10 protein-coding genes are annotated in these 11,276 nt (G+C 72.5%); 4 read left to right on the forward strand and 6 right to left on the reverse strand.

Annotation, left to right across the window (positions count from 1 at the left end):
• Positions 1 to 2: 2 nt before the first annotated feature.
• Genes ACFV1W_RS16260 through ACFV1W_RS16275 form a run of 4 tightly spaced genes read right to left on the reverse strand, consistent with a single transcriptional unit; the run spans position 3 to position 3,981 of the window.
• Entirely contained in the window at positions 3 to 1,025 is a 1,023-nt protein-coding gene (locus tag ACFV1W_RS16260; protein WP_380417032.1) for a LacI family DNA-binding transcriptional regulator, read from the reverse strand.
• Between the two features lie 59 nt (positions 1,026 to 1,084).
• Positions 1,085 to 1,912, reverse strand: a complete 828-nt coding sequence (locus ACFV1W_RS16265) for an ATP-binding cassette domain-containing protein (RefSeq protein WP_380417034.1) — start codon at positions 1,910 to 1,912, stop codon at positions 1,085 to 1,087.
• Complete coding sequence (locus ACFV1W_RS16270) at positions 1,909 to 2,907, reverse strand: ABC transporter permease (RefSeq protein WP_380417037.1); 999 nt, start codon at positions 2,905 to 2,907, stop codon at positions 1,909 to 1,911. Before ACFV1W_RS16270 ends, ACFV1W_RS16265 begins: the two co-directional genes overlap by 4 nt.
• A 45-nt stretch (positions 2,908 to 2,952) precedes the next feature.
• On the reverse strand, positions 2,953 to 3,981 hold the full coding sequence (locus ACFV1W_RS16275; RefSeq protein ID WP_380417040.1) for a sugar ABC transporter substrate-binding protein: 1,029 nt from the start codon (positions 3,979 to 3,981) through the stop codon (positions 2,953 to 2,955).
• A 226-nt stretch (positions 3,982 to 4,207) separates the two neighbouring features.
• Here ACFV1W_RS16275 and ACFV1W_RS16280 point away from each other — a divergent pair, with 226 nt between their 5' ends.
• A complete protein-coding gene (locus tag ACFV1W_RS16280; protein WP_380417042.1) occupies positions 4,208 to 5,173 on the forward strand; it encodes a carbohydrate kinase in 966 nt (321 codons plus the stop codon).
• Positions 5,174 to 5,264: 91 nt separating this feature from the next.
• The gene (locus tag ACFV1W_RS16285) at positions 5,265 to 7,805 is read left to right on the forward strand and encodes a GH32 C-terminal domain-containing protein (RefSeq protein WP_380417045.1); all 2,541 of its coding nucleotides are present in this window, start codon (positions 5,265 to 5,267) and stop codon (positions 7,803 to 7,805) included.
• 62 nt (positions 7,806 to 7,867) lie between these two features.
• Here the strand turns inward: ACFV1W_RS16285 and ACFV1W_RS16290 are convergent, their stop codons facing one another.
• On the reverse strand, positions 7,868 to 8,629 hold the full coding sequence (locus ACFV1W_RS16290) for a DeoR/GlpR family DNA-binding transcription regulator (protein WP_380417047.1): 762 nt from the start codon (positions 8,627 to 8,629) through the stop codon (positions 7,868 to 7,870).
• A 130-nt stretch (positions 8,630 to 8,759) separates the two neighbouring features.
• Between ACFV1W_RS16290 and ACFV1W_RS16295 the strand changes: the two genes are divergently transcribed.
• Positions 8,760 to 9,077 carry a hypothetical protein gene (locus ACFV1W_RS16295; RefSeq protein ID WP_380417050.1) on the forward strand — a complete coding sequence of 106 codons (318 nt, stop codon included), beginning with the start codon at positions 8,760 to 8,762 and terminating at the stop codon, positions 9,075 to 9,077.
• Between the two features lie 266 nt (positions 9,078 to 9,343).
• Here the strand turns inward: ACFV1W_RS16295 and ACFV1W_RS16300 are convergent, their stop codons facing one another.
• Positions 9,344 to 10,150 carry an exodeoxyribonuclease III gene (locus ACFV1W_RS16300; protein WP_380417053.1) on the reverse strand — a complete coding sequence of 269 codons (807 nt, stop codon included), beginning with the start codon at positions 10,148 to 10,150 and terminating at the stop codon, positions 9,344 to 9,346.
• Between the two features lie 332 nt (positions 10,151 to 10,482).
• Between ACFV1W_RS16300 and ACFV1W_RS16305 the strand changes: the two genes are divergently transcribed.
• On the forward strand, positions 10,483 to 11,229 hold the full coding sequence (locus ACFV1W_RS16305; RefSeq protein WP_380417055.1) for a GntR family transcriptional regulator: 747 nt from the start codon (positions 10,483 to 10,485) through the stop codon (positions 11,227 to 11,229).
• The last annotated feature ends 47 nt before the right edge of the window (positions 11,230 to 11,276 follow it).

The raw sequence follows: 11,276 nt of genomic DNA on the forward strand, positions 1-11,276 counted from the left end.
GGTCAGCGGTGGGGCGGGCGCTGTTCGCCCGAGCCGCGGGCGATGAGGCGGGTATCGACCACTGTGGTACGGGCCCGGCCGCGGTCGCCGTCGAGGCGGGCCAGGGCGGTGCGGGCGGCGGCGGCGCCGAGCGCGGCGGGGTCCTGGGCGACGACAGTGAGGGCCGGCTCCAGGATGTCGGCCAGGGGGATGTCGTCGAAGGCGACCAGGGCGACCTCGCGGCGCCGCGCGTGGGCGAGGGCGGAGACCGTCCCCATGGCGGCGAAGTTGTTGGCGGCGAACAGTGCGGTCGGCGGTTCCGGGAGGGAGAGCAGCCGGTCGGTGGCGGCGGCCGCGTCCGGCTGGCCGTGGGCGCCGACCACCAGCGTTCGGTCGTACGGGAGGCCGGCGGCGGCCAGGGCGTCCTTGTAGCCGGCCAGGCGTTCGCGGCGGGTGTAGAGGGTGGCCGGAAGGTCGCCGATGAAGCCTATCCGGCGGTGGCCGTGGGCGACGAGGTGGGCGACGCCGGTGCGGGCGCCGTCCCGGTTGGAGGAGACCACGCAGTCGGCGGCCAGGCCGCTGCCGGGGCGGTCCAGGAAGACGACCGGCAGCCCGGTGATCCGGGCGGACCTGAGATGGGCGTGGTCCGACCCGTCGGCCGGGACGACCATGAGCGCGCTGACCCGCCGGGCGAGGAAGGCGGCGATCAGGTCGCGCTCGCGAGCCGGGTCGTCGCCGGAGGAGCCGAGCAGCAGGGTCAGTCCGCGTTCGCGGACGGCGGACTCGATCCCGCCGGCCACCGTGCCGAAGAAGGGGTTGCCCATGTCCGGGACGACCAGGCCGATGGTGGTGTCCGGGCCGCCGGTCCGGATGTTGCGGGCCATCAGGTTGGGCTGGAAACCGAGCCGTTCGACGGCGGCGAGCACCTTCTCCCGGGTCGCGGCGGAGGTCGGCCCGTCGTTGTTGAGCACCCGGGAGACCGTCTTGGCGCTCACGCCGACCTCCTGGGCGACGTCGTGCAGCGTCGGACGACGGGTCGCGGCCATGGACCACCGTTTCTGTCGGGCGGCGGCCCGGCCCCCCGGCCCGGGCCGCCCAGGACTGCTCAGCTCGTACGGACCCCGGCGGCCCTGGCGGCGCCGGCGTCCGCCACGACAGTACCGCTGCCGTCCTCGGCGACGGTGAGCGCACCGGTCATGATGGCCACCACCTCGGACATCGAGTGGTCGCCCGGCTTGATCAGCGCGGCCCGCCGCCCGAGCCGGTGGACGTGGATCCGGTCGGCGATCTCGAAGACGTGCGGCATGTTGTGGCTGATCAGCACGACCGGCAGGCCGCGGTCGCGGACCCGGCGGATGAGGTCGAGCACCTGACCGGACTCCTTCACCCCGAGCGCCGCGGTCGGCTCGTCCATCACCACCACGCTGCGCGCCCAGGCCACCGCGCGGGCCACCGCGACGGCCTGCCGCTGGCCGCCGGAGAGGGTCTCCACGGGCTGGGTGAGCGAGCGCAGACCGATCTTCAGCTCGGCCATGTGGGCCGCGGCCTCGTCGCGCATCCGCTTGCGGTCGAGCGAGCGGAACACCGTGCCGAGGACGCCCGGGCGGCGCAGCTCGCGACCGAGGAACATGTTGGCGGCGATGTCCATGGAGGGGGCGACGGCGAGGTCCTGGTAGACGGTCTCGATGCCGGCCGCCCGGGCGTCCTGCGGGCCGGCGAAGCGGACCGGCTCGCCGTTCAGCCGGATCTCGCCCTCGTCCGGGGCGATGGCGCCGGTGAGTGCCTTGATCAGGCTGGACTTGCCGGCGCCGTTGTCGCCGATGACGGCCAGCACCTCGCCGGGCATCAGGTCGAAGTCGGCGCCGTCGATCGCGGTGACGTGGCCGTACCGCTTGACCAGGCCGCGGGCCTGGAGGACGGGTGTGGTGGTCATCGGCTGGCTCGCTTCCGGGAGATCTGGTCGACGGTCACGGCGAGGATCACCAGGACGCCGGTAATCAGGGTCTGGTAGATCGAGGCGACGCCCATCAGCTGGAGGCCGTTGCGGAAGACGCCGACGATCAGCGCGCCGATCAGCGAGCCGAACACGCTGCCCCGGCCGCCGAAGAGGCTGGTGCCGCCGAGCACCACGGCGGTGATGGAGTCCAGGTTGTCGGTCTGTCCGGCTTGGGGGTCGCCGACTCCGGTGCGGGAGACCAGTAGCAGGGCGGCGATGCCGTAGACCAGGCCGGCCAGGGCGTAGAGGCCGACGGTGAGGCGGCCGGTGCGGATGCCGTTGAGGCGGGCGGCGTCCCGGCCGTTGCCGAGGGCGTAGACGTGGCGGCCCCAGGCGGTGCGGGAGAGCAGGTAGGCGAAGAGCGCGAACAGCGCCAGCGCGAGCACCGAACCGTACGTCACGTCGGTGTCGCCGAGCGGGAAGGTGCCGCCCAGGAAGGTCAGCGGGCCGGGTAGGTCGGTGACGGTCTGCTCGTCGGAGTAGATGTGGGTGAGCGCGAAGGCGACGTTCAGCATGCCCAGGGTGACGATGAACGGCGGCAGCGGGATCAGCTGCACCAGCAGGCCGTTGACCAGGCCGAAGGCCGCGCAGACCGCCAGGCCGAGGGCGATGGCGGCCAGCGGCGGCACGGTACCCTCGGCGGCGAGCCGGGCCATGGTGATCGAGCCGAAGGCCATCACCGCGCCGCAGGAGAGGTCGATGCCGGCGGTCAGGATGATCAGGGTCTGCCCGACCGCCAGCGCGCCGACCACCATCACCTGCTGGATGATCAGCGAGAAGTTGCCGCCGGAGAGGAAGGTGTCGGTGGTGAAGGTGAAGAACGCGCAGGCCAGCAGCAGCGCGGCCAGCGGTCCGGCGGTCGGAGCGGTGAGCAGTCGGCGTGCGAGTGGCGGCGCCTGGAGTTCCGCGTACGGGGCGGTGGTCGTGGTCATCGGACGGTCCTTGGGGGAGTGGGGCGGTGGTGGTGTGGAAGCCGGTCAGCCCCAGCAGTTCTCGAGGCCGTAACCGGTGTCCTTGGCGTCCACACCGGTCTGCGGCTGGTCAGTGATCAGGGTGACGCCGGTGTCGGTGTAGCCGGTGGGCTTGGCGCCGCCCTTGGCGTAGTCGGCCACCGCCTTGACGCCCTTGGCGGCCATGACCAGCGGGTACTGCTGCGAAGTGGCGGCGATCTTCCCGTCCTTGACGGCCTGGGTGCCGGTGCAGCCGCCGTCGACCGAGACGATGAGCACCTCCTTCTCGCGGCCCTTGGCCTTGAGCGCGGTGTACGCGCCCAGCGCAGCGGGCTCGTTGATGGTGTAGACGAGGTTGAGGTCGGGCGCCTTCTGCAGGCAGTTCTCCATCGCGGTCTGGGCCTTGGCCTGGTCGCCGCCGGTGTCCTGGGAACAGGCGATCGACGGGTCGCCGGCGGAGACGCCGAAGCCCTGCAGGAAGCCGTCGTGGCGCAGCTGGCCGACGGCGACGCCGGGGGCGAGGTCCAGGGTGGCGATCTTCGCGGTCTTGCCCGCCATGGCGGCCTTGGCGTACTGGCCGATCAGCACGCCGGCCTGCTTGTTGTCGGTGGCGAACAAGGCGTCGGTGCCGTCCTGCGGATCGGTCGGGCTGTCCAGGGCGATCACCAGGACGCCCTTGTCCCGGGCCTTCTTGATCGCGGGCAGGATCGCCTTGGAGTCGCTGGGGGTGATCAGGACGCCCTTGACGCCGGTGGCGACCATGTTCTCCAGGGCGGCGATCTGGCCGGCGTTGTCGCCGTCGAACTTGCCGGCCGCGGTGACCAGGGTGGCGCCGTTCTCCTTGGCGGACTTCTCGGCGCCCTGCTTCATCTTGACGAAGAACGGGTTGGTGTCGGTCTTGGTGATCAGGCCGACCTTGACGGTGCCGCCCGCGGAGCCGGCGCCGGAACCGGACGAGCCGGAGGAGCCCTTGGAGCCGGAGCCGCAGGCGGTGAGGGCGAGTGCTGCGACAGTGGCGCAGGCGGCGAGGCGGGCGAGGGCGGTGGTACGGGGCATGCGTGGGCTCCCTGATCTGCGTGTGCGAGGTCCGAGGCGGAGTCAGGCCTGGCGACCATGTCAACGTTGACATCGCTTGCCGAGGATGATGAAGTCGGCCCCGCGCGGCGGGCAAGCCCCCCGGGCGTAACGAGTGAGTAACGCGGTCGAAATTCGCTGCTGAAAGCCAAAGTTGACGGACCGCCGCGGCGGCGTTCCCTCACCGATCCCTGAGAGGCGGTCCTTCGTGTCACAGCAATGCGTCGCGGTCCTCGGCGAGTGCGTCGCCGACACTTTCGCCGACCCGGCCGGCGCCCGTCCGGGAGAGCTGGCCCTGCGTGTGCTGCCCGGCGGCGGGCCGGCCAACACCGCCGTCGCGCTGGCCCGGCTCGGCACGCCCACGCGCTTCCTCGGCCGGATCTCCACCGATGTCTTCGGCGGCCTGTTCCGCGCTCACCTCGGCTCCGCCGGGGTCGATATCGGCGCGGTGGTGGCGGCCCCCGAGCCGAGCACGCTCGCCATCGCCACCGTGGACGGCCTCGGTCAGGCACGCTACGCGTTCCACGCCGATCGGGCCGCCGACTGGCAGTGGAGCGCGGCCGAGTTGGGCGCCGTGCCGCTCGCCGACGCGGTCTGCCTGCACACCGGCTCGCTCGCGCTGGTCCGCGAGCCCGGCGGCGTGCTGGTCGAGCGGCTCCTGGACCGGACCCGGGCCGGACTCACCGTGTCGATCGATCCCAACGTCCGCCCGCAGTTGGTGGATCCGGAGGTCTACCGGGCCCGGCTCGACCGGTGGTGCGCGCTGGCGGACATCCTGCGGCTCAGCTCGGACGACCTGGAGCTGCTGCTGCCCGGCGTCTCGCCCGAACGGGCCTGCGACGGCTGGCACGCCGCCGGTGCCCGGCTGGTGGTGATCACCCTTGGCGGCGCGGGGGCGCTGCTCTCGCTGGACGGCGAGCGGGTCCGGGTGCCGGCGCCCGAGGTCGCGGTGGTGGACACCGTCGGTGCGGGCGACTCGTTCACCGCCGGGCTGCTGCACCGCCTCGCGCGGCTCGGCCGGCTTGGCGGGCGGCTGGCTGGGTTGAGCCTCGCCGAGGCCGCCGCTGCTTGCCGGTTCGCCGCCGAGGTCGCGGCCCTGACCTGCTCGGTCGCCGGCCCCAATCCGCCGTGGGCGGAGCAGCTCGGCATACCCCGTCAGCGCCAGGGCTCTTGACGGAGCGTCGGCGCACGCCCATCATCCTCCGCAGCCGCTGTCATCGATGACATGAGTCAACGATGACACAGTTTCGGAGGAGCACCCCGCCATGCCTGTTCCCCCTGTGCCCGTTCCCCGTGCCCGCCGGCTGCTCGCCGCGCTCGCCGCCGCCCTCACCGCTCTGCCGCTGACCCCGGCCTCGGCCGCCACCCACCATGGGGCCGCCTACCAGGAGCCCTACCGCCCGCAGTTCCACTTCTCGCCGGCCCGGAATTGGATGAACGACCCCAACGGCCCGATCTACCACCACGGCGCCTACCACCTGTTCTTCCAGTACAACCCGGCCGGCACCACCTGGGGCAACATGTCCTGGGGCCACGCCACCAGCCCCGACCTGGTGCACTGGACCGAACAGCCGCTCGCCATCCCGCAGGACGACAGTGCGATGATCTTCTCCGGCGCGGTGGTCGACGACCGCACCGACTCCAGTGGCCTGGGCACCACCGACAACCCACCGCTGGTCGCGGTCTACACCAGCGCGGCCAGGACCCCCGACGGCCGCCAGACGCAGTCGCTCGCCTACTCCCTCGACGGCGGCACCAGCTGGACCAAGTACCGGGGCAACCCCGTCCTGGACATCGGATCCTCGGACTTCCGCGACCCCAAGGTGTTCTGGAACGACCGGACCGGCAGCTGGCTGATGGCCGTCGCCCTCTCCGACCGGCACCAGATCCGCTTCTACTCCTCCCACGACCTCAAGTCCTGGACCGGACTGAGCGAGTTCGGCCCGGCCGGAGCCACCAGCGGGGTCTGGGAGTGCCCGGACCTCTTCCCCCTCGCCGTGGACGGCGACCCGGCGCGCACCAAGTGGGTGCTGACCGTCTCCACCAACGGCGGCCCCCAGCACTCCACCGCCGTCCAGTACTTCATCGGCGACTTCGACGGCACCAGCTTCGTCGCCGACGACCCGGCCGGCAGCTACACCCCGCCCGCCGGCACCCTGGTGAACGGCTTCGACGACGGCACCTACGGCAGCTGGACGGCCACCGGCACGGCCTTCGGCACCGCGCCCGCGACCGGCATCCTGCCCGGCCAGCAGCCCGTCTCCGGGTTCACCGGCCCCGGCCTGGTCAACACCTTCCTCGGCGGCGACGCCGCTACCGGCGACCTCCTCTCACCGCCCTTCACCGTCACCCGCCGCTATCTCGACTTCCAGGTGGGCGGCGGAAACCACCCGTACGTCCCGGGCTCCGGCGACGGCTCGGCACCTCCGGGCGCCGCCCTCGCCGACTTCCAGGGCGCAGCCCTCCCTCCCGGCTGGACCGCCACCGGCGACCTCGCCGGGATCACGCCCACGAAGGAGCACCTGGACGGCAGCCTCGGCGACAGCGTGCTCGACACCTTCACCCCCGGCGCCGGGGACGCGGCCACCGGCACGGTGACCTCACCCGAGTTCACCATCGACCACCGCTACCTCAACCTCCTGATCGGCGGTGGCAACCACCCGGCCGGCACCGGCGGCGAGACCATCGTCAACCTCGTGGTGGACGGCCGGGTGGTCCGCACCGCCACCGGCCGTGACAGCGGCGAACTCGACTGGAGCAGCTGGGACATCGGCGAGTTCGCCGGCCGCCGGGCGACCGTCCGGATCGTCGACAACGCCACCGGCGGCTGGGGGCACCTGATGGTCGGCGACCTCCGGCTGTCCGACCGACAGGCCCGACCCAAGGACCGGCAGACCGCCGTCAACCTGCTGCTTGACGGCCAGGTCGTCCGCAGCGCCACCGGCAGCGACAGCGAAACCCCGGACTGGACCTCCTGGGACCTCGGCGACCTGATCGGCCGGCAGGTCCAAGTGCGGGTCGCCGACCACGCCACCGGTGGCTGGGGCCACGTGCTCGCCGACCAGTTCACGCTCGCCGACGCCCCGGCCCCCGGCATGGCGCAGCGCGCGCACTGGCTCGACCACGGCGCCGACTTCTACGCCGCCACCAGTGTCAACGACGAGCCGCACGGCCGTCGAGTGGTGATCGGCTGGATGAACAACTGGGCCTACGCCGACAGGATCCCCACCTCGCCCTGGCGCGGCGCCGACACCTTCCCGCGCGAGCTCGCGCTCTCCACCGTCGACGGCCGTACCGTGCTCGTCCAGCGCCCCGTCGGGGAGCTGGAGGAGCTGCGTGAGGGGCGGCCCTGGCGCGGCTCCGACCTGCCGGTGCGCGACACCCGCCTTCCGCTCCCGGTGAGCGGCGCCGCCCTGGAGATCAACGCTCGGCTGCGGGCCGGCACCGCCCGGGAGTTCGGCCTCGCGGTGCACGCCGGAGGCGGGCACCGGACCAGGATCGGCTACGACACCGCGGCCGGTGAGCTGTACGTCGACCGCACCGCGTCCGGGACCACCGCCTTCCACGAGTCCTTCGCGGCCGTGCACCGGGCGAAGCTGCACCTGGACCCGAACGGGCGGCTCACCCTGCGCGTCCTGGTCGACGCCTCCTCGGTCGAGGTCTACGCGGGCGACGGCACGCTCGTGCTCACCGACCAGGTCTTCCCCGACCCGTCCGACACCGGCGTCGCCTTCTACGCCGACGGGGGCGCCGCACGGGCCGAGTCGCTGGCGGTCCGCCACCTGAGGTCTTCCTGGCGGGGGTAGGGAGTGTCCGGCGACTCCCGTCGCGAGCCCGGCGGGAGTCGCCGGATCTCCGGTGCCGGTGGTCAGACGCGGAGGACCTCCGGGCCGTGGGTCTCGATCTCGGCTGCCTGCCGGTCGGTCAGCCCGGTGTCGGTGACCAGGATGTCGACGTCGTCGAGCACGCCGAAGCGGGCGAAGTGTCTGGCGCAGTACTTGGAGGAGTCGGCGACCAGCATCACCCGGCGGGCACCGGCCACCATGGCGCGCTTCACGGCCGCTTCCGCGAGGTCGGGCGTGGAGAGCCCGACCTCGCGGGAGAAGCCGTTGGTCGCGATGACCGCGACATCGGCGTGGACGTCGGCGAGGTCGCGCAGCGCCCAGGCGTCCACGGCCGCCTGGGTCCGGTGCCGCAGGCGGCCACCGACCAGGTGGAGGCCGAGGCCCGGGTGGTCGGCCAGCCGGGCGGCGATCGGCAGCGCGTTGGTGACGATCGCGAGGGTGCTGTCCAGCGGCAGCAGGGCGGCGAGCCGTGAGACGGTGGTCCCGGCGTCCAGGAGCACGGTGCCCTCGGTAGGGAGCAGTGCCAGGGCGGCGCGGGCGATCCGGTCCTTCTCGTGGGCGGCTGCGGAGTCCCGCTCCGCGATGGCCGGTTCGAGGTGCAGGGCTCCGGCCGGCAGCGCGCCGCCGTGCACCCGGCGCACGAGCCCGGCCCGGTCGAGGGCGGACAGGTCCCGTCGGATGGTCTCCTGCGTGACACCGAACTCCTCGGCGAGCGAGGGCACGTCCACCCGCCCGTGGAACTGGGTGAGGCGCAGGATCTCTTGCTGTCGCTCGGGAGCATGCATGTGGGATCAAGTCCGTTTCATGTCTGTTTACGCCTGATGACGAGTGACCATACGCCTTCAGTGCCGGAAAGCAAGGGTCACTGCGTAGCTGTGGCATGTCCGAGTGAGTGGACTTGTCCCGGATGGCGCGATGGCAGAAGTCGCCCGGGAGATCGCCGCCGCCCTCGGCCCCCACTCCCGGGTTGAGGCTGCGCGGCCCGCCGCGGGCGATCCCGGACGGCGCCGTTCCGGCACCGTCCGGATACAGAGCACGACCTGGCAGGAGACGCCGGCGGCCGCCCGGGACTTCGCCCTCGGACACAGGGCTCGCGAGTACCACGCCTCCGCGATGGCCGTCGGAGGTCCCTGCGCCGGGTACCTGACCTGTCTCTCGATGTCGAGCTCCGACCGGGCGCGCAACAAAGCCGTCTTCGACGATGTGCTGACGGGCGCGCGCCTGGGCGGGTGAGTGGTGGACCGGGCAGGTTCTCGGGGAGGAGGTCGGGCAGGCGGCTACGCGCTCCTCTTCTTCGTCGATCGCGTCGTGGAGGTGGAAGCCGTGGGCCCGGCTCAGGAGGATCTGCCGGCTGGCCAGGATGAGGACGTGGCGGGCGGTGAAGGGTTCTCGGCGTCCCGGGTGAAGCCGTTGGGCCCGATCACGACGAGCACGTCGGCGTGGCGCTCGGGTCGGGCGGTGCCGCTGAAGGGCCGGACGTCCCGGTGACCGACCGTAGGTCAGTTGTCGCCGAAGTCGAACTCGGCCGTGACGGGCGCGTGGTCGCTCCAGCGCTCGGTGTGGGAAGCAGCTCGCTCGACGTAGGCCGCAATGCACCTGTCCGCAATGCCCGGAGTCGTCACGATGAGGTCGATCCGCCAGCCGGAGTCGTTGTCGAAGGCGCGGCCGCGGTAGGACCACCAGGAGTAGGGGCCGGTGCGGTCGGGGTGGAGGGCCCGGACGACGTCGACGTAGCCGGCCTCGTCGTAGACGCGGGAGAGCCAGGCGCGTTCCTCGGGGAGGAAGCCGGCGGACTTCTGGTTGGCCTTCCAGTTCTTGAGGTCCTCGGGGCGGTGGGCGATGTTCCAGTCGCCGCAGACCACGACCTCGCGGCCGTCGGCGGCGGCGCGGGCGCGCAGGGCGGTGAGGTGGACGAGGAATTCCGCCATGAAGCGTTCCTTCTCGTCCTGGCGCTCGGTTCCGACCTCGCCGGAGGGCAGGTACAGGCTGGCGACGGTCAGGCCCGGGAGGTCGATTTCGACGTAGCGGCCGGAACCGTCGAATTCCTCCGATCCGAATCCGATCGCGGTGCGCTGCGGTTCCCCGCGGGAGAGAATCGCGACGCCGGCCCGGCCCTTGGCGGCGGACGGGGCCCAGACCGCGTGCCAGCCGTCCAGGTCGCGCAGTTCGACGGGCAGCTGCCCGGGCTCGGAACGCACCTCCTGGAGGCAGATCACGTCCGCCTCCGTTCCGGCCAGCCACTCGACGAAGCCCTTCTTGGCGGCGGCCCGGATTCCGTTCACGTTCACACTCGTCACCACGATCACCCGGGCAGCCTACCCATTGGCCGTGTCCGCCCCGCACCGTGACGCGCGGCAGGGGCCGTGGCAGGGCGCCGGCGCGGGCCGTCGTGAACGCGGCATGAATCTTCGCGACGGTCGCGTCAAGCCGTGCCATTGGTCTTGACCATCTCCGGACGCAGCACCTAGGGTCGCTTACTGCAAGGACCTTTAATAAAGAAGGACGGATAAAGGCTCGCTCTCCCACCTGCCGCAACAGCGGGCAGCGGGCCCGGGATCCGCCCTCCTTGTCGTAGGGCGGACAGGACCAGGTGGAGGACACGGTGGGCACGGTCGGGACGACAGGACAGCTTTCGGCGGTGCCGGAACCGAAGTACTGGCACCTGCGCACGGTGCTGCTGCGGGCCATCGACTCGGAGTTCTCCACCGGTGAGATCCTGCCCAACGAGCGTGAGCTCTCCGCCCGCTTCGGGGTCGCCCGGGCGACGCTGCGGCAGGCCCTGGACCAGTTGGAGCTGGAGGGCCGGCTGGTCCGCCGCCGGGGGATCGGCACGCTGATCGCCGCCCCGCGGGTCGGCGTCCCGGTCAACCGGCAGGAGGAGGGCTGGCCCGGCGCCGGCCGCAGCCAGGCCTGGCGCACGGTGGACTGCACCACCGCCCCGGCCTCCGCGCAGCTGGCCAAGGACCTCGGCATCGCCGAGGGGGCCACCGTGCACACCGTCCGCCGGGTCCGCCTGGTCGAGGGTCGCGCGATGGCCACCGAGTCGCTGCACGTCCCCGCGTCCGCCCTGCCGCACCTGCCCGGCTTCCGGGCCGAGAGCGACCGCGCCCGCTCGGTGCTGCGCCAGCTGGAGCGCCTGGAGGTGGACGGCGAGTCCCGCGCCGTCGAGCTCGGTGTCGCCGAGGCCGACGAGGCCGTCCTGCTGGAGCGCCCCCCGGGCACCCCGGTGCTGGTCATGACCACCCAGTACGCCTCGGCCGGCCGCCTGGTGGCGCTCGCCGTCTCCACCTACCGCGCGGACACCTGCAAGCTGACCTTCGGCGAGACCGGTCTGGTCGAGGTCACCCCGGTCACCGCGAGCCCCGAGGTGCGCACCGCCTCCTGAACCATCTCGCACCCACCCTCAGGCAGCGGCCCGGACGCCAACTGGCT

The organism is Kitasatospora sp. NPDC059648, assembly GCF_042734825.1.
GTDB lineage: Bacteria > Actinomycetota > Actinomycetes > Streptomycetales > Streptomycetaceae > Kitasatospora.